Below are 17,252 nucleotides of genomic sequence, written 5' to 3'. Positions count from 1 at the left end.
GGGCAGGATTTCATGGTGTTGTTTTTATTTCGACCCGCCGTAATGGTGCGTCGTTAGGCGAAATCGTTAAGAAAGAACTCGGTCCTGTACCGGGTACGATTGCGCTGTTCGGCTGCTTCCTTATCATGATCATCATTCTTGCCGTACTGGCGCTGATTGTGGTGAAAGCGCTGGCAGAAAGCCCGTGGGGCGTCTTTACCGTTTGTTCTACGGTACCGATCGCGCTGTTTATGGGCGTCTACATGCGCTTTATCCGTCCGGGTAAAGTCGGTGAAATCTCGGTGATGGGGATCGTGCTGCTGGTTCTGGCAATCTGGTTTGGTGGTGTCGTTGCACACGACCCGTACTGGGGCCCAGCGCTGACCTTCAAAGATACGACAATCACCTATACGCTGATTGGCTATGCTTTCGTATCCGCATTGCTGCCAGTATGGTTGATTCTGGCTCCGCGTGACTATCTGGCGACCTTCCTGAAAATCGGTGTCATCGTCGGTCTGGCGATTGGTATCGTGATCCTGAATCCCGATCTGAAAATGCCAGCGATAACGCAGTTTGTGGATGGCACCGGTCCGGTCTGGAAAGGTACGCTGTTCCCGTTCCTGTTTATTACTATCGCCTGTGGTGCTGTATCTGGCTTCCACGCGCTGATTGCTTCCGGCACTACGCCGAAATTGATGGCTAACGAAAAAGATGCACGTTTCATCGGTTACGGTGCGATGTTGATGGAATCTTTCGTGGCGATCATGGCTTTGGTTGCGGCGTCTATCATCGAACCGGGTCTCTACTTCGCGATGAATACCCCGCCAGCAGCATTGGGTATTACTATGCCGGACCTGCATCGACTGGGCACGGCGGATGCGCCGATGATTCTGGCACAGTTGCAGGACGTATCCGCACACGCGGCGGCGACCGTTAGCTCCTGGGGCTTCGTGATTTCTCCTGAGCAGATTATGCAAACGGCGAAAGACATCGGTGAACCTTCTGTTCTGAACCGCGCAGGCGGTGCACCAACGCTGGCTGTCGGTATCGCACACGTGTTCCACCAGATCATTCCTGGTGCCAACATGGGCTTCTGGTATCACTTCGGTATTCTGTTTGAAGCGCTGTTCATTCTGACAGCACTGGATGCGGGTACACGTGCCGGTCGCTTCATGTTGCAGGATCTGTTGGGTAACTTCGTTCCTTTCCTGAAGAAAACTGACTCTCTGATTGCCGGTATGATCGGTACGGCGGGCTGCGTCGGTCTGTGGGGCTACCTGCTGTATCAAGGCGTGGTTGATCCACTGGGCGGCGTGAAGAGCTTGTGGCCGTTGTTCGGTATCTCTAACCAGATGCTGGCTGCGGTGGCGCTGGTACTGGGTACTGTTATCCTGATTAAGATGAAACGTACGCAGTACATTTGGGTAACGCTGGTTCCTGCGGTTTGGCTGCTGATCTGTACCACTTGGGCGCTGGGTCTGAAACTGTTCAGCGACAACCCACAGCTGGAAGGCTTCTTCTACATGGCGAACATGTTCAAGGGTAAAATTGCAGAAGGCGGTGCCGATCTGAGCGCGCAGCAGATTTCGAACATGAACCATATCGTGACTAACAACTACACCAACGCCGGTCTGAGCATTCTGTTCCTGATCGTGGTGTACAGCATTATCGCATACGGTATTAAAGCGGCATTGGCTGCACGTAAAGTGGCTGAACGTACCGATCAGGAAACACCGTATGTTCCGGTTCCTGAAGGTGGCGTGAAAGTTTCTTCCGGTCACTAAGCCACACGCGCCCGTCAGATTTTGCGAGACAGCTTGCAAGGTTGAACGTGAAAGATGACGGGTACAGATACCCTGTATAATGTATAACGTTATACAGGGTATTTTTTATCTAGCCGCTATTGCAGGCGATGGTCTGGAGGTAATGATGTTTGGCAATCTGGGAAAAGCAGGAAAATATTTGGGCCAGGCGGCGCGTATGCTGGTCGGTATGCCAGATTATGATACCTATGTGCAGCATATGCAGACCAATCACCCGGATAAACCTGCGATGACGTACGAAGAATTTTTCCGCGAACGCCAGCAGGCGCGTTACGGCGGAGACGGCAAAGGCGGGATGCGCTGCTGTTAACGACTTGGAACCGGTTATGACTCAACCTTTATCATCTGATGTAACTAAACCCGTGTACGTCACTATTCTGACCGGGTTTCTCGGTGCAGGAAAAACCACCTTATTACGGCATATTTTGAATGCCGAACACGGCTACAAGATTGCCGTGATTGAAAATGAATTTGGTGAAGTTCCGATTGATAACACGTTAATCGGTGAACGTGCCAGCCAGATTACGACGCTGAGTAACGGCTGTATCTGCTGCACGCAGTCCAATGAACTGGCCGATGCGCTGCTCGATCTGGTTGATGGTGTGGATAACGGCACGTTGGATTTCGATCACGTTATCATTGAATGCACTGGTATGGCCGATCCGGGGCCGGTGGCGCAAACCTTCTTCTCTCATGAAGTTATCTGCGAACGCTTTGTTCTGGACGGAATCATCACGCTGGTTGATGCGGTGCATGCGCAACAACAGCTCGATCAGTTCACCATCGCGCAGTCGCAGATTGGCTATGCCGACCGCATATTGCTAACCAAAACTGATGTGGCAAGCGAAGATGAGACGCTGCTACCGCGTTTGCAACGCATCAATGCGCGTGCGCCGATCTATCCTGTGGTACACGGTGATATCGATCTGAGCGTGCTGTTTAACATCGATGGCTTTGTTCTTAGTGACAAGCTGGACGTGAAAACGCCGGTATTTCGCTTTGTCGCCCCTACGCAGAATAACGTGCAGTCGATTGTTGTGTATCTCGATGATGCCGTTGAGCTTCAGGCAGTCTCCGATGTGATGGAAAACCTGTTGCTACAATTCTCCGATAACCTGCTGCGTTATAAAGGCATTTTGGCCATCAACGGTGATAACCGTCGCCTGCTGTTTCAGGGTGTCCAACGCTTGTATAGCGCTGACTGGGACAGAGAATGGCTTTCTGATGAAGAAAGAAAGAGCGTGATGGTCTTTATTGGTGTGGATTTACCTGAACAGGAAATCCGTGACGCTTTTGCTCGTCTGACGGCATAACGCTATTTTTCTTATCTGTGCTGGCCGCCCAGGTCAGCACAATCTCTCTGGTCTACGTTCTTTCGTGCTTTCTGCTCTGCTTGTATAGCGCCGCGTCTAACGGAGGCGGTACGCGTCATACGCCTATTCTCTGAATGGGAATCGTGCAATTGCACGAAAAAATCCCTACCTTATTGTAATTATTACGAATACATCTAAAACGTGATCGTCTCTCGCTTTTTAATGGAATGTTGGTGGTATTTTATTAAAACGATATTTCATTATTTAGTGGGGTTAAGTATGCGTAGTGGTCTTGCTCTGTCATTAATGGCTTCCTGCATCACGCTGGGTATTCAAGCTGGTACGGCACAGGCCGCCAGTTCAGTGAAATTCCCAGATAAAATCTGTGACGTCACACAATACGGGGCCGAAGGTCACCGCCTACAGATCGCACTAAATACCGAAGCTTTCCAGAAAGCGATTGATGATTGTGCTGCGGCGGGTGGCGGAACGGTACACGTTCCTCGCGGTAACTATCTGGTCGATCCGTTGTTCCTGAAAAGTAACATCCGACTGGATTTGGCAAAAGATGCAACTATTGTTGCGTCGACCGAAGTGGCGGCGTATCGCGCAACGGAAAAAACCAAGTACACTGAAGCGGAAAATGGCTGGCTTCCCTTTATCAGTATTGCTGATGCGCAGAACGTGGCTATCACGGGACAGGGCACGATTGATGGGCAAGGCGCCGTCTGGTGGGAGCGCTGGCGTGAGAATATTCGCGCAACCGGTAAGAAAGGCGGGACCGATCGCCCCCGTCTGATTTATATCAAAAGCTCCAGTAATGTGCTGGTGGACGGTGTCACGCTTACGCATTCCCCGAGCTTCCACGTTGTGATGCGTTACTCGCATGATGTGGATGTGAACGGCACTCGGATTCTGTCACCGTGGCATGCACCAAACACTGATGCTATCGACCCGATCGACAGCCAGAATATCCGCATTACTAACAACTATATCGACTGTAATGACGACCATATCGCGATAAAAGCCGAGAAGCCGGATAGTCGCTTCCCGAATGGCGTCGTGGATAACATCTATATCGCTAACAATATACTGAAGCAGGGGCGCGGTATTTCCATCGGCAGCGAAACTTCTGGTGGTGTGAATAACGTGCTGGTTGAAAACAACCAGTTTGAAGGTTCCATGTACGGTATCCGCATTAAAACCCTGCGTGGTAAAGGCGGCGAAGTGAAAAACATCACTTACCGTAATACCAAAATGGTAGATGTCGAAATACCGCTGGTTTTTGCCGCTTACTATAAAGCTGCGCCGATTGTGCAGGCTGAGGTAGACAAAATGCTGGCCGAAGGCGGCTTCACGATGGGTGAGCAGATTTATCCACCGGATACCGATCCAGAGCAGCCATTTGATCAGTACAAGACACCGCATTTCAGCAATGTCACCATTGAAAATCTGGAGTCCACCGGTAAGACCAAGGCCGCTGCGTACATTATCGGCGTGCCGGAAGCGCCACTCAGTGGTTTCCACTTTGATAACGTGCGGATTGATGCGGATAAAGGTATTCGCGTAAGGAATGCGGAACTGCAAACCAAAGGCCTGATGGTCAATGTGAAGGAAGGCCCGGTGATGCAGTTGGATAAAGGGGCGAAAGTCGATCAGTAATCGATTATACCCTAAATAATTCGAGTTTCAGGACAAAAACGGCAAGGCGTTTTTGAACAGTGCTTGCGCTGACCCCGAAGGGGTGAGGCCATAAGGCCGAATAACGCGGCAAGGGAAGGAGTCCCGATGAGCTTACTCAAGTAAGTGATTCGGGCGACTGACAAATCTGCCAGAGGCAGGTTTGAACGCTGCTTGCAGCGGCCCCAGCGGGGCGAGACACACATTAGTGTGTCGAGTAGTGCAGCCAACGTACATGCAACTTGAAGTATGACGAGTATATGAAGCGGTAGCAGGGGACACACTGGCCGTGGAGTCCTCTGCTATCTGCTTCGCTTTGATACAATATAGCCAGGCAGGTTATGCTCGTTTAATCGCGGTATTAATCATGCTTGGCGATATCGGCAAAGGTGGCGCGCAGTAGCCGCGCCAGATCGTCTGCCGACAATTCGATATCCAACCCACGTTTACCGCCGGAAATGAAAATGGTACCGAACTGGCGTGCCGGTTCATCAATCACGGTCGGCAGCAGTTTCTTCTGCCCAAGCGGGCTGATCCCTCCCACTAGATAACCTGTTACGCGCTGAGCGATGACCGGATCGGCCATATCGGCTTTTTTGGCGGACAGTGCACGGGCGACTTTCTTGAGATCCAACATTCCAGCGACTGGCGTGATGGCCACAGCAAGATTTTTTGCATCACCATTCAGAGAAACGAGCAGCGTTTTATAAACCTGTTCTTTATTCAGCCCCAGCTTTCTAGCCGCTTCCTCACCAAAGTTGGTTTCGTCGCTGTCGTGGTGGTAGCTGTGTAGCGTAAAGGCGATCTTGTTCTTTTCGAGTAAATTGACTGCGGGTGTCATGACTTCACTATCCTTAAACCCTTTTTGGGTCTTATCTTGCGGACGCGCTGATGCGTCATAGTGTGTTCTTTCACGGAGTGGTTGAATGACAGTTGTTGAGCAGCGTAGGTAAATTCTCATCGCCATACAGATGCAGCGCACCGACGGCTACCACGTAGTTTCCGGGCGGCAGCGCCTGAAGCTGTTGTTGCCAACGACGGTTACGCTGACCCATCAGCAGGTCGGTCATTTCATTGCTGAACGTTGCGGGGATATCCGGTTTATAGGTGCCGGGCTTGCTGTCTAGCCACCAGCCCACCATCGTTTGCAGTAAACGCGCGTTGGTGTGCCAGTGCTTAATGGTGTCTTCCAGCAACAGCAGACCGCCCTGAGGCAACTGTTGTAATAGGTCAACCTGCGTCTGCTGTCCTTCCAGTTCAATAACCTGAATACCATGAGATTTCGCAGCGTTAATCAACTGATAATCAATACCGTAATTGGGGCGTAAGCCCAGCAGCTGTGCCTGTCTCGCTTGCAGCATCAGCGCGGCCTGCCAGCTTGGAAGCGTATTGATATTACTCTCATCGAAAGAGAGCGATTCACAGATTTTTTGTAGCTGGCGGTAGTTCTCCGGGCTGAGGCGCTGCAAGAGCGGTAGCTCGGCATCACTGTGTCCGAAGGGAGAATGAGAGTCAGAGATATCGGCTTCTACAATGAGTGCAGTCGCCTGCTTGAGCTGTTGCAGCAGTGCATCGGGCAGCGGTGCCATATCCAGGCTACCCATATGAATACTGCCGACCAGATGCAACTGTCGTTCATTGGCAAGCTGAACATCTATCGCCGGGTAGGCATAAGCCAGCGGTGAAATAAAACCAAGAAAAGTCGCGATTCTACGCAGCAGTTGCCCCATTGATTCCGCCTCCTGATGTGGGAATAGCTATGCTAAACGCTAGATGCAGAACAATACAAGGTATACCGCGGGTCGAGCTACTGTAGTGGTGTGGTAAGACGATTATGCGTAAGAAAGGGGGCGCCATCATTCGCGATGAAGATGGCGCACTAACATTACTGATTTTTAGGTTTAAAACGCAGTAAGCGGTTGGCGTTACTGACCACCGTGATGGAGGACAGTGCCATGGCAGCACCAGCGACGACCGGGCTAAGCAGCGTTCCGGTCAGTGGATAGAGCACGCCAGCAGCAATCGGAATACCCAGCGAGTTATAGATAAATGCGCCCAGCAGATTCTGCTTCATGTTACGCAGCGTGGCATTGGACAGTGCCAGCGCATCGGCGACGCCGTGCAGGCTGTGGCGCATCAGTGTGATAGCCGCGGTTTCAATCGCAATGTCGCTGCCGCCGCCCATCGCAATACCGACATCGGCCTGCGCCAGTGCGGGGGCATCGTTGATGCCATCACCAATCATTGCTACGCGTTTGCCTTGAGCCTGTAGCTTTTTGATGGCCTCCGCCTTGCCGTCTGGCAGTACGCCTGCGATCACCTGATCGATACCCGCTTCTTTAGCGATACTCTTCGCCGTTAGCGGGTTATCCCCCGTGAGCATAACGAGCTGATAGCCCTGCTGATGCAGGCGCTGCAAGGCGCTGACGCTATCTGCTCGCAGCGGATCGTGGATAGAGAACACCGCGATGATGTGACCATTCACCGCAAGCAGCACAGGTGTTATACCGCGCTGAGCTTGTTCGTTGATCAGCGTTTCACCTGCAGCGATATCGACCTGATGCTGTTTGAGCAGAGGCGGATTCCCCAGCAGCAGATTGGCGTCGCCAATCTTACCGCTGACGCCGAGACCGCGCAGCGTGCGGAACTGCTCGACTTGCGTTAGCGTAAGATTTTCCGCTCGTGCAAGAATTGCCTTCGCCAGCGGGTGATTAGACCCCTGTTCCAGCGAGGCCGCCCATGCCAGTGCCTGCTCCTCTGTTACGCCGCCGAACGTGTGAATTGCCACGACGCGCGGTTGTCCCTCAGTTAGCGTACCGGTCTTGTCAAACACCAGCACATCCAACTTGCTGGCCTGCTGTAACGCATCGGCATCCCGCACCAGTACGCCAAACTCTGCTGCTCGCCCGACGCCGGAAATGATCGACATCGGCGTTGCCAGCCCAAGCGCACAAGGGCAAGCAATGATCAGGACGGTTGTGACGATAATGAGCGTATAGACTATCTGCGGCTGTGGCCCCACGAAGAACCAGATCGCGCCGCTGAGAAGCGCGATGGCAACAACAACGGGAACGAATACGGCAGAAATCCGATCCGCGAGCTGCCCGATAGCGGGTTTGCTGCTTTGCGCCTGCCTGACCAGTCGGATGATACGCGACAGGGTGGTTTGGTTGCCGATCGCGTCCGCACGGAAGAGAACGCTGCCATCCGAAACCAATGTGCCTGCGTGAACCGTATCGCCGGACGTTTTGGATTGTGGGATCGGCTCACCAGTCAACATGGCTTCATCTACCCATACTTCGCCTTGCAAAATCTCGCCATCGACTGGAATACGGTCGCCAGTTGTCAGGCGTAGCGTCATGCCGGACTGGACTTCAGACAGTGGAATAGATTTCTCACCTTCCGGCGTCACGACGCGAGCAGTTGGAGGCGTTAAATCCAGCAGCCGTTCTAAAGCGCGTGAAGAGCGTTGGCGAGCACGTTGTTCCAGAGCATGACCGAGATTGATTAAACCGATGATCATCGCGCTGGCTTCATAGTACAGATGACGCGCCGCCATCGGGAAAAGATCCGGCCACAGGTTAACGGTAATCGAGTAAAGCCATGCCGCGCCCGTTCCCAGCGCGACCAATGTATCCATGGTCGCCGCCCCGTTTTTTAGGCTGCGCCAGCCGTTACGGTAAAAATGATTGCCAGCTAATACCATCACCGCCAGCGTCAGAATACCGATGACGAGCCACGGAGTTTGGTTCTCCGGTGTCAGGCTCATGCTGCCGCCCAATACACCCCACAGCATCAACGGTACACCCAGCAGTAAACCTAGTGCGGCCTGCCATTGAAAACGGCGAATGGCCTGCTGAGACGTTTGCTGCTGGCGCGCGCGGCGTGCTTCTTCGTCCTGAATAATTTCAGCGCCATAGCCCGCCTGCTCAACGGCAGCAATCAGCGCTTCCGGTTTGGCGTGACCGCTCACTAACGCGCTACGCTCAGCCAGATTCACCCGCGCCTGCGTGACACCGCTGACGTTTTGCAGCGCCGTCTGTACGCGGTTCACGCAGCTGGCACAGCTCATCCCCTGAAGCAGGAGCTGTACGCTGTCGTCAACATTGGTGGCCTGGGTAGTTATTGCCGGAAGAATACTCTCGGCCGCTGGCAGCGTTTCCGGCGTCGTCGCTACCTGTGCCAGCGGCTCAGTTTTTGGGTGAACATTCTCCAGCACGCTGGCGTGATAGCCAGCTTCTTCAATGGCGCTAATCAGTATGGTGGCTTCGACGTTGCCATACACGGCGGCTTGTTCTTTAGTGACATCCGTCGCCACGACGCCGGGAATGGCTTCCAGCACTTTACGCGTAGCGGCGACACAGTGGTTGCAGCTCAGGCCTGAAAGCTGAAGAGATACATCCGGCGTGGTGGCAAGCTGTGCGTCGTAGCCTGCCAGCTCGATAGTGTCGATCAACGTTTGGGTATCAATGTCGCCGCTGACTCTGGCGTACTGCTGAGTGACGTCGGTTTGTTCGATAGCGGGTAGCGCGTCCAGTGCTTTTTTAACGCGTTGGACACAGTGCCCGCAGGTCAGTCCCTGCAACGACAAGACGATAGTTTGAGACATAATAATTTTCTCCCGTGATCACAGCCGGAGGTGAAAGACGTTGACCGGCCATCTGATTTCTACTAGTTATTGAATAAGGTAAACCTTCTAGCAAGGGGAGGGTCAAGGGGGAAATCATGAATATCAGTGATGTTGCGAAAAAAACCGGCCTCAGCAGTAAAACCATTCGCTTCTATGAAGAGAAAGAACTTCTGACTACGCCGCTGCGTTCTGAAAATGGTTACCGCAGCTACGATGAGCATCACGTCGAAGAGCTAACGCTGCTGCGTCAGGCACGTCAGGTGGGTTTTAATCTGGATGAATGTCGGGAACTGGTTACGTTATTTAACGATCCGCTGCGGCGAAGTGCGGATGTCAAAGCGCGGACCTTGCAGAAAGTGCAGGAAATCGAGATGCATATCGAAGAGTTGAAAACGATGCGTGAACAGTTGCTGGCGCTGGCTGAACAGTGTCCGGGGGACGGTGGCGCGGAATGTCCGATAATCAATAATCTGGCAGGCTGTTGTCAAAACGATAAATTGTCAAAAAGATAAACCGGCAAAAGAGTAAATGATCAAAAAAGTAAACTGGCATAAAGGGGAGACAGGCTCCCCCAAATAATGCGTTATGTTAGCGCTCGGTTGGCCGCACATGCAGCGTGATGCCATCAATGGCAATCACTTCAACATGAGTACCGACAGGCAGATCCTGCTCTGATTTTACGCGCCAGCTGCTGTCGCCGATGTTTACCCGACCAAAACCGTTAGTAATGGGTTCTGACAGGGTAGCTCGCAGGCCAACCAGCTGTTGTCCGCGCTGGTTGAGCGTCGACTGAGGACGGGACAGCGTCCGTTTACGCAGCCAGTACCACCAAAGCAGCGCCGTGACGATGGTCAGAACGGCGAAAATCGTTCCCTGCCATGGCCAACCCAGCGGCATCACCCACGTTAACAGCCCAACCAATACCGCCGATAGGCCGCTCCACAGTAAATAGCCACTGGCACCCAGCATTTCGGCGGCCAAAAGCAGACCGCCGAGTGACAGCCAGAACCAGTGTGCATTTTCCATCACCAGTTCAATGCCCATTATTGACCTCGGCTATTTTTACTGTCTTTAATCAGTTCCGTGATCCCGCCAATAGCGCCCATCAGGTTGCTGGCTTCCAGCGGCATCATGATCACTTTGCTGTTATTAGAAGAACCGATTTGCTGTAAGGCATCGGTATATTTCTGTGCGACAAAGTAGTTAATCGCCTGAATGTTACCTGCCGCGATAGCTTCAGATACCATTTTGGTTGCCTGCGCTTCTGCTTCCGCTGCACGTTCACGCGCTTCCGCTTCCAGGAACGCGGACTGACGCAAGCCTTCGGCTTTCAGAATCTGTGACTGCTTTTCCCCTTCGGCTTTCAGGATTGCTGCCTGACGAATCCCTTCGGCTTCCAGAATATCGGCACGTTTGTTACGTTCTGCTTTCATCTGCGCGTTCATCGCAGCAATCAGTTCCGCTGGCGGGCGTACGTCACGGATCTCAATACGTGTGATTTTAATGCCCCATGGGTTGGTGGCTTCGTCAACGATATGCAGCAGGCGCGTGTTGATGCTATCGCGCTGAGACAGCATTTCGTCTAGTTCCATCGAACCCAGTACGGTACGGAAGTTGGTCATGGTGAGGTTTACGATAGCCTGTTCCAGATTGCTAACTTCATAGGCAGCACGTGCGGGATCGATCACCTGAATAAAGCAGACGGCATCAATGGCTACATTGGCATTATCGCGTGAGATAATTTCCTGAGAGGGAATATCCAGCACCTGTTCCATCATATTAATCTTGCGGCCGATACGATCCATAAACGGCACGACTAGGTTAAGCCCCGGCATCAGCGTTTTGGTATAGCGACCAAAACGTTCTACAGTCCATTGGTATCCCTGCGGTACGACTTTGATGCCAGACCAGACGATGATAAGTGCAACAAAGATCAAAACGGGAATGACGGTGAGCATAGTATTAACCTCTATCTTATGGCTGTTTTTGTGAGTGTCCCAGAGAAAATTAGACGGAAATGTATTGCGTTGACGATTCTAGCGCCATCCTCGGCTAAAACCTATCTTTGACGGCAGTCGGCCGGATTATCCAGGCCGACTGGTTAACAGGGGAAAGAGGTAATAACGAATGGTTTGTCTGTTATCAGACGCGAGAAGCCACTGCTGGTAAACCCGTCAATAGTCGCTGTGACGCGTTGATGAACTGGGGCGTACTGACAGAATCAGTAAGAACAAAGGTGGATACGGATGCCGATAGCTGTTGCGCCAAATCTTGCAGCGATTGTGTCGCTGCGGTGGACTGTTCAACCAACGACACATTTTGCTGTGTAGCCCTGTCAATTTGCCCGATGGCAAGATTGATCTGATTGATTCCTTCGCTCTGCTCCCCGCTGGCACGTGCGATTTCATTCATAATCTGACCGACAGTCGACGCGTTGTCGACCAGTGCGCCAATGGATGATTCTGCGGTTTCAACCATCTCCATGCCTTCGTAGATTTTTTCTACCGAGTTATCAATCAGTGCTTTAATCTCTTTGGCGGCTAATGCGCTACGTTGTGCCAGATTACGTACTTCACCCGCGACGACGGCGAACCCACGCCCTTGTTCACCCGCTCTGGCGGCTTCAACGGCCGCATTCAGCGCCAGAATATTGGTTTGAAAGGCGATGCCGTCAATGGTACCGATAATTTCCACCATACGCCGCGATGAATCACGGATATCGCGCATTTTCTCTGTCACCTGCTTCATCGTTGTTGTGCTGTCTTGCATATCCTTCGATGCTGCGGAAGCAAGGGTGTCAGCACGGTGGGTATTTGCGGCGGTATTTTGCAGTGTGGACGTTAATTGTTCCACTGATGCAACGGTTTCTTCCAGCGAGCTGGCCTGATGTTCGGTTCGCGCTGACAGATCGCTATTTCCAGCGCTCAACTGCGATGTTGCGGTGGAAATCGCACTGGCACCATCACGAACCTGACTGACAATATCTCGCAGGCTGGTTGTCATATTGTTTAATTCATTAAGTAAGATGCCCGCTTCATCTTTTGTCGAGCCTTGAAGAGAATGCGTCAGATTACCTTTTGCGACCTGCTGGGCTAAATGCAGTGCCTGTGTTAATGGCGGAATAATGCTGCGAATGACGATGCGAGAAATAATAAAGCTAAAGATAATACCCGCTATAATAATAAATAGAAGAAATAATCTGGCTGTTTGATATTCATCGTGCACCGTTTTTTCCGATTGAATCATTCTATTATTTGATTCATCAATAAACTGTTCAGCGAGTGATTTTAGCGTGGTGCCGAGTGGCCAGGTTACATGCAGCGCTTGTTCACGCAGCCCGTCTTTATTTCCTATTTTTGCTTCATGAAGTAAGTTGTCGCTCGACTGGGCAAAGGCCTGATGCGCTTTTTCCAGTTCGCCCAATTTCTCTTGAAGCCTGGGATCGTCGATGACCAGTTTCTGTAGTTGATCCAGAGTGTTGAGCATATTACTGCGATGTTTTTTAATCGCTTCAATTGTAGCGTCGGTGTTCTCCTGCTTTTCATGGATAAAAAAAGCGGACTGTTCGACGAATACGTTATTTATTTCACTAATTAAGGTATTGGCATAAGCCGTGGTGGGGTATAACGTTTGAACAATTTTCTCTACTTGATTATTAAGGCTAGATAAATTAATCGTTGAAATAAAGCCAATAATAGCAAGTATTACCATCCCTGCACCGAATCCGGTTTTTAATTTTGTACTTATTCTCATGTGATATATCCTTTTTTTGCTATGTATAATCAGAAAGGTAAAGCAAATGTATATCTGGTTGTGACGTGATGGTTATTATTATGGCATGGTGTGTTGATGTTATTTATTTGTTCTGAGTAGAGAGAAAATAACCAAATAAGCGAGCTTATTCAATTAAATAATCTTCAATAGCAAGGACAAAAAATATGAAAGAGATGGGGCTAGATATCGAGTTCGATGTCGCCTTGCGGCATACAGCAACAGGGTAGGATTTCATCTTGTTGGATGCAGGCCAGCGGTGTTTGCCGATACGCTACGCGGCCTTTTACCAGACGCAGTCGACAGGAACCGCAATAGCCAGAGCGGCACTGATATTCAATGCTGACGCGGTTGGATTCCAGCACATCCAGCAGGGAAGGGCCATCGTCTGAACAGGAAAACTGCGCACCGGATGTGCGCAGTGTAATAGTTGGATTGCTCATCGATTACAGTTGGAAATCGCTCAGATCGTCATCGCTGACTTCTGAATCGATCTGACCGACCAGATAAGAGCTGACTTCGACTTCTTGAGGTGCGACCTGCACGTTATCAGATACCAGCCAGGCGTTGATCCATGGAATAGGATTGGTGCGCGTCTGGAACGGCAGTGGCAGACCCACGGCCTGCATGCGGATGTTGGTGATGTATTCCACGTACTGGCACAGAATATCTTTGTTCAGGCCAATCATTGAGCCGTCGCGGAACAGGTATTCAGCCCACTCTTTTTCTTGCTGAGCGGCGAGTACGAACAGGTCATAGCACTCTTGCTGGCACTCTTCGGCAATCAGCGCCATGTCAGGATCGTCATGGCCGGAACGCATCAGGTTCAGCATATGCTGCGTGCCAGTCAGGTGCAGCGCTTCATCGCGGGCGATCAGCTTGATGATTTTAGCGTTGCCTTCCATCAGTTCGCGTTCCGCAAAAGCAAACGAGCAGGCAAAGCTGACGTAGAAGCGAATCGCTTCCAGCGCGTTCACGCTCATCAGGCAGATATACAGCTGCTTTTTCAGCGCATACAGGTCCACGGTCACGGTTTTGCCGTTAACCTGATGGACTCCCTCACCCAGCAGATGATAGTAGCTGGTCATCTCAATCAGCGAGTCGTAGTAGCCGGAAATATCCTTGGCGCGCTTCAGGATCTCTTCGTTAGTGACGATATCGTCAAACACCAGCGAGGGATCGTTCACGATATTACGGATGATGTGCGTGTAGGAACGTGAGTGAATAGTTTCCGAGAATGCCCAGGTTTCCACCCAGGTTTCCAGCTCAGGGATAGAAATCAGCGGCAGCAGCGCTACGTTCGGGCTACGTCCCTGAATCGAATCCAGCAGCGTTTGGTATTTCAGGTTGCTGATGAAGATGTGCTTTTCATGATCGGGCAGCGCCTGATAGTCGATGCGATCGCGGGACACGTCAACTTCTTCCGGGCGCCAGAAGAAGGACAGCTGTTTTTCGATCAGCTTTTCGAAAATTTCATATTTTTGCTGGTCGAAACGCGCAACGTTGACAGACTGGCCGAAGAACATCGGTTCGAGCAGTTGGTTATTTTTGTTCTGTGAAAAAGTGGTATAGGCCATGAATCTCTCCAAAAAAATGCTGGAAGCATTTTTTAACGCCAGTTGCGGCTACGGGTTGGACGCCCGCGCTAAAAGGATGAAAGGCTGCAATGCAGCCTTTCATTATTGGCTTAAATCTTACACGCGCCGCCTTCGCAGCCATCGTCCTGCGGTTCTGCCAGCAGGTCGTCTTGCACGTCTTCAGCGCCGTCACGGGTGTTTTGATAATACAGTGTCTTAACGCCAAATTTGTAGGCTGTGACCAGATCTTTCAGCAACTGTTTCATCGGTACTCGACCTGACGGGAAGCGTGATGGATCGTAGTTAGTGTTGGAGGAGATCGCCTGATCGACAAATTTCTGCATCACACCAACCAGTTGCAGGTATCCATCGTTATTTGGCATTTCCCACAGCAGTTCGTAAGCATCTTTCAGCGTTTCGTATTCTGGCACGACTTGACGCAGAATGCCGTCTTTGGACGCTTTGACGCTGATGTGGCCGCGCGGTGGCTCAATGCCGTTGGTGGCGTTAGAGATCTGAGACGAGGTTTCAGACGGCATTAGCGCAGACAGCGTGGAGTTACGCAGGCCGTATTCTTTGATATCGCTACGCAGCGCTTCCCAGTCGAGATGCAGCGGTTCATTACAGATCGCATCCAGATCGCGCTTATAGGTATCGATAGGCAGAATACCCTGTGAATAGGTGGTTTCATTAAACCACGCGCAGGCACCTTGCTCACGCGCCAGCACATTCGACGCCTTCAGCAGATAGTATTGAATCGCTTCAAACGTTTTGTGCGTCAGGCCGTTGGCGCTGCCGTCGGAGTAACGCACGCCGTTTTTCGCCAGATAGTAGGCGAAGTTGATGACGCCAATTCCCAATGTGCGTCGGCCCATCGCACCGCGCTCTGCTGCCTTAATCGGATAATCCTGATAGTCCAGCAGGGCATCCAGCGCGCGTACTGCGAGCGTCGCTAAATCTTCCAAATCATCCAGACTATTAATCGCGCCGAGGTTAAACGCTGACAGCGTACACAGTGCGATTTCACCGCTCTCATCATTCACGTCGTTCAACGGCTTGGTCGGCAACGCGATTTCCAGGCACAGGTTAGACTGACGAACTGGCGCAATCAGCGGATCAAACGGGCTGTGCGTGTTGCAGTGGTCAACGTTCTGAATATAGATACGGCCCGTGGAAGCACGTTCCTGCATCATCAGGGAGAACAGTTCAACCGCTTTGATACGCTGCTTGCGGATGCTGTCATCCTTTTCATATTGCACATACAGGCGTTCGAATTCATCCTGATCGGCGAAGAAAGCGTCGTATAACCCCGGTACGTCAGATGGGCTGAACAGCGTGATCTCTTCACCTTTTACCAAGCGCTGATACATCAGTTTGTTTAACTGCACGCCGTAATCGAGGTGACGAACGCGGTTGCCTTCTACGCCACGGTTGTTTTTCAATACCAGCAGGCTTTCTACTTCCAGATGCCACAGTGGATAGAACAGTGTGGCAGCCCCGCCGCGTACGCCGCCCTGAGAGCAGGATTTCACCGCTGTCTGGAAATGTTTATAGAAAGGGATACAGCCGGTATGGAACGCTTCACCGCCGCGAATTGGGCTGCCGAGTGCACGGATATGGCCTGCGTTGATGCCAATACCCGCACGCTGGGAAACATATTTCACGATAGCGCTGGACGTCGCGTTGATGGAGTCCAGACTGTCGCCGCATTCGATCAACACGCAGGAGCTGAACTGACGAGTTGGGGTACGCACGCCCGCCATGATTGGCGTCGGCAGAGAAATTTTGAACGTGGAAATCGCGTCATAGAAACGTTTAACGTAATCCAGACGGGTTTCACGCGGGTAGCCGGAGAACAAGCAGGCGGCGACCAGAATGTACAGGAACTGGGCGCTTTCGTAGATATCACCGGTGACGCGGTTTTGTACCAGATATTTCCCTTCCAGCTGTTTAACCGCAGCATAGGAGAAATTCATGTCGCGCCAGTGATCGATGAAAGCGTCCATCTGGGCAAATTCTTCGGCGCTATAGTCTTCCAGCAGGTGTTTGTCGTATTTGCCCAGTTCGACCATGTTGGTGACGTGGGTCAGCAGGGCTGGCGGCTCAAACTGGCCGTAGGCTTTTTTGCGCAGATGGAAGATGGCCAGACGCGCAGCCAGATATTGGTAATCTGGGCTTTCGCGGGAGATCAGATCGGCTGCGGCCTTGATGATGGTTTCATGAATATCAGAGGTTTTGATGCTGTCATAAAACTGAATGTGGGAACGCAGTTCCACCTGAGAAACGGAGACATTGTGTAAACCTTCTGCGGCCCAAGTAATGACGCGGTGGATTTTATCCAAATTGATTTTTTCTTTGCTGCCATCGCGTTTTGTAACTAGGAGGCTCTGGTTCATGTTGGGGTTTACCTGTTGATGAAAATAAAAAATATCCCCTGTTTACCCACAGAAATACCTCTGTGACTAACTCTGTGGATAAA

At 51.5% G+C, this 17,252-nt stretch carries 13 protein-coding genes and 1 pseudogene; 5 read left to right on the top strand and 9 right to left on the bottom strand.

Going from position 1 to position 17,252, the window contains the following annotated elements:
• The 4 genes and pseudogenes from A0G03_RS08315 to A0G03_RS08300 all read left to right on the top strand — a co-directional run.
• Window positions 1-1,763 (top strand): annotated as a pseudogene (locus A0G03_RS08315) (carbon starvation CstA family protein); the annotation flags it as partial.
• Window positions 1,764-1,908: 145 nt separating this feature from the next.
• Window positions 1,909-2,112, top strand: coding sequence for a YbdD/YjiX family protein (locus A0G03_RS08310; protein ID WP_005976130.1), 204 nt, complete (start codon window positions 1,909-1,911; stop codon window positions 2,110-2,112).
• Between the two features lie 16 nt (window positions 2,113-2,128).
• A complete protein-coding gene (yjiA, locus tag A0G03_RS08305) occupies window positions 2,129-3,115 on the top strand; it encodes a GTPase (protein WP_048259173.1) in 987 nt (328 codons plus the stop codon).
• A gap of 279 nt (window positions 3,116-3,394) precedes the next feature.
• The gene (locus tag A0G03_RS08300; RefSeq protein ID WP_048259174.1) at window positions 3,395-4,777 is read left to right on the top strand and encodes a glycoside hydrolase family 28 protein; all 1,383 of its coding nucleotides are present in this window, start codon (window positions 3,395-3,397) and stop codon (window positions 4,775-4,777) included.
• A gap of 379 nt (window positions 4,778-5,156) precedes the next feature.
• Here A0G03_RS08300 and ybaK read toward each other — a convergent pair whose 3' ends face one another.
• From ybaK to copA, 3 genes are all read right to left on the bottom strand, one after another.
• Window positions 5,157-5,636 carry a Cys-tRNA(Pro)/Cys-tRNA(Cys) deacylase YbaK gene (gene ybaK, locus A0G03_RS08295; RefSeq protein WP_048259175.1) on the bottom strand — a complete coding sequence of 160 codons (480 nt, stop codon included), beginning with the start codon at window positions 5,634-5,636 and terminating at the stop codon, window positions 5,157-5,159.
• A gap of 70 nt (window positions 5,637-5,706) precedes the next feature.
• The gene (locus tag A0G03_RS08290; RefSeq protein WP_048259176.1) at window positions 5,707-6,525 is read right to left on the bottom strand and encodes a TraB/GumN family protein; all 819 of its coding nucleotides are present in this window, start codon (window positions 6,523-6,525) and stop codon (window positions 5,707-5,709) included.
• A 155-nt stretch (window positions 6,526-6,680) separates the two neighbouring features.
• Window positions 6,681-9,404 carry a copper-exporting P-type ATPase CopA gene (gene copA / locus A0G03_RS08285; protein ID WP_048259177.1) on the bottom strand — a complete coding sequence of 908 codons (2,724 nt, stop codon included), beginning with the start codon at window positions 9,402-9,404 and terminating at the stop codon, window positions 6,681-6,683.
• Window positions 9,405-9,520: 116 nt separating this feature from the next.
• Here copA and cueR point away from each other — a divergent pair, with 116 nt between their 5' ends.
• Window positions 9,521-9,937 carry a Cu(I)-responsive transcriptional regulator gene (gene cueR / locus A0G03_RS08280; protein WP_048259178.1) on the top strand — a complete coding sequence of 139 codons (417 nt, stop codon included), beginning with the start codon at window positions 9,521-9,523 and terminating at the stop codon, window positions 9,935-9,937.
• Between the two features lie 76 nt (window positions 9,938-10,013).
• On the opposite strand, the gene A0G03_RS08275 is transcribed toward cueR, so the two are convergent.
• From A0G03_RS08275 to nrdA, 6 genes are all read right to left on the bottom strand, one after another.
• Entirely contained in the window at window positions 10,014-10,469 is a 456-nt protein-coding gene (locus A0G03_RS08275) for an NfeD family protein (RefSeq protein ID WP_048259179.1), read from the bottom strand.
• Window positions 10,469-11,383 carry an SPFH domain-containing protein gene (locus tag A0G03_RS08270; RefSeq protein ID WP_048259180.1) on the bottom strand — a complete coding sequence of 305 codons (915 nt, stop codon included), beginning with the start codon at window positions 11,381-11,383 and terminating at the stop codon, window positions 10,469-10,471. Before A0G03_RS08270 ends, A0G03_RS08275 begins: the two co-directional genes overlap by 1 nt.
• Before the next feature lie 184 nt (window positions 11,384-11,567).
• Entirely contained in the window at window positions 11,568-13,178 is a 1,611-nt protein-coding gene (locus tag A0G03_RS08265) for a methyl-accepting chemotaxis protein (RefSeq protein WP_048259181.1), read from the bottom strand.
• Between the two features lie 200 nt (window positions 13,179-13,378).
• Window positions 13,379-13,639 carry a class I ribonucleotide reductase maintenance protein YfaE gene (gene yfaE / locus A0G03_RS08260; protein WP_010284079.1) on the bottom strand — a complete coding sequence of 87 codons (261 nt, stop codon included), beginning with the start codon at window positions 13,637-13,639 and terminating at the stop codon, window positions 13,379-13,381.
• Between the two features lie 3 nt (window positions 13,640-13,642).
• Window positions 13,643-14,773 (bottom strand): class Ia ribonucleoside-diphosphate reductase subunit beta, encoded by a 1,131-nt coding sequence (gene nrdB / locus A0G03_RS08255; RefSeq protein WP_048259182.1) that lies wholly within the window; start codon window positions 14,771-14,773, stop codon window positions 13,643-13,645.
• Window positions 14,774-14,883: 110 nt separating this feature from the next.
• Window positions 14,884-17,169 (bottom strand): class 1a ribonucleoside-diphosphate reductase subunit alpha, encoded by a 2,286-nt coding sequence (nrdA, locus tag A0G03_RS08250; RefSeq protein WP_048259183.1) that lies wholly within the window; start codon window positions 17,167-17,169, stop codon window positions 14,884-14,886.
• Window positions 17,170-17,252: the final 83 nt, after the last annotated feature.

This window comes from Pectobacterium peruviense (assembly GCF_002847345.1).
In the GTDB taxonomy this organism is placed as follows: Bacteria; Pseudomonadota; Gammaproteobacteria; order Enterobacterales; family Enterobacteriaceae; genus Pectobacterium; species Pectobacterium peruviense.
Note: the sequence above shows the minus strand (reverse complement) of the source record. Positions and strands in the feature narration are given on the sequence as shown.

What these genes read in the sequence shown, in the direction of transcription:
- yfaE (WP_010284079.1), bottom strand. Translation starts at nt 13,639, where the DNA reads ATGAGCAATCCAACTATTACACTGCGCACATCCGGTGCGCAGTTTTCC.
- copA (WP_048259177.1), bottom strand. Translation starts at nt 9,404, where the DNA reads ATGTCTCAAACTATCGTCTTGTCGTTGCAGGGACTGACCTGCGGGCAC.
- A0G03_RS08300 (WP_048259174.1), top strand. Translation starts at nt 3,395, where the DNA reads ATGCGTAGTGGTCTTGCTCTGTCATTAATGGCTTCCTGCATCACGCTG.
- nrdA (WP_048259183.1), bottom strand. Translation starts at nt 17,169, where the DNA reads ATGAACCAGAGCCTCCTAGTTACAAAACGCGATGGCAGCAAAGAAAAA.
- A0G03_RS08270 (WP_048259180.1), bottom strand. Translation starts at nt 11,383, where the DNA reads ATGCTCACCGTCATTCCCGTTTTGATCTTTGTTGCACTTATCATCGTC.
- ybaK (WP_048259175.1), bottom strand. Translation starts at nt 5,636, where the DNA reads ATGACACCCGCAGTCAATTTACTCGAAAAGAACAAGATCGCCTTTACG.
- A0G03_RS08310 (WP_005976130.1), top strand. Translation starts at nt 1,909, where the DNA reads ATGTTTGGCAATCTGGGAAAAGCAGGAAAATATTTGGGCCAGGCGGCG.
- A0G03_RS08265 (WP_048259181.1), bottom strand. Translation starts at nt 13,178, where the DNA reads ATGAGAATAAGTACAAAATTAAAAACCGGATTCGGTGCAGGGATGGTA.
- nrdB (WP_048259182.1), bottom strand. Translation starts at nt 14,773, where the DNA reads ATGGCCTATACCACTTTTTCACAGAACAAAAATAACCAACTGCTCGAA.
- cueR (WP_048259178.1), top strand. Translation starts at nt 9,521, where the DNA reads ATGAATATCAGTGATGTTGCGAAAAAAACCGGCCTCAGCAGTAAAACC.
- yjiA (WP_048259173.1), top strand. Translation starts at nt 2,129, where the DNA reads ATGACTCAACCTTTATCATCTGATGTAACTAAACCCGTGTACGTCACT.
- A0G03_RS08290 (WP_048259176.1), bottom strand. Translation starts at nt 6,525, where the DNA reads ATGGGGCAACTGCTGCGTAGAATCGCGACTTTTCTTGGTTTTATTTCA.
- A0G03_RS08275 (WP_048259179.1), bottom strand. Translation starts at nt 10,469, where the DNA reads ATGGGCATTGAACTGGTGATGGAAAATGCACACTGGTTCTGGCTGTCA.